Origin of the sequence: Bradyrhizobium sp. CCBAU 45394 (assembly GCF_028128655.1) — a bacterium.
Classification (GTDB): domain Bacteria; phylum Pseudomonadota; class Alphaproteobacteria; order Rhizobiales; family Xanthobacteraceae; genus Bradyrhizobium; species Bradyrhizobium diazoefficiens.
Genome location: NZ_LBIX01000003.1, coordinates 1 through 327 on the forward strand (window position 1 = coordinate 1; position 327 = coordinate 327).

The 327-nt window shown below is 67.0% G+C and carries 1 pseudogene; it reads right to left on the reverse strand.

Annotated elements, in window-relative coordinates:
* Nucleotides 1–157 (reverse strand): annotated as a pseudogene (locus tag WN73_RS00820) (ATP-binding protein); the annotation flags it as partial.
* Nucleotides 158–327: the final 170 nt, after the last annotated feature.

Genomic DNA, 327 nt, shown 5'->3' on the forward strand with positions numbered 1-327 from the left:
TGACGACGGTCCAGTTCATCCTGCAGGATAAGGGAAAGGTCTCGAGGAAGGGCTGGTTGGCACCCTGCGCCTGGAGCACGCGCGTCTGCAGCGTGTCGCGGACACCCGACAGGCGCAGCTGTCGCAGGCAACGCTCAATTTCCGGCATGGTCATCATGTGGTTTGGTCTCCAGTGTGAGGTGAGAAGCCGCGGGAGCGCTCGTGGCGCCGGAGCTGGCCGGAGTTGCGCAGGCGCCACGAGCGCGGGTTGCAGGGGCACGGTCGTCGTGAGCCTCGGCCTGCCGGCCATTGTCGCCGGCATCGTGCCGCACGGCACGGCTGAAGAGA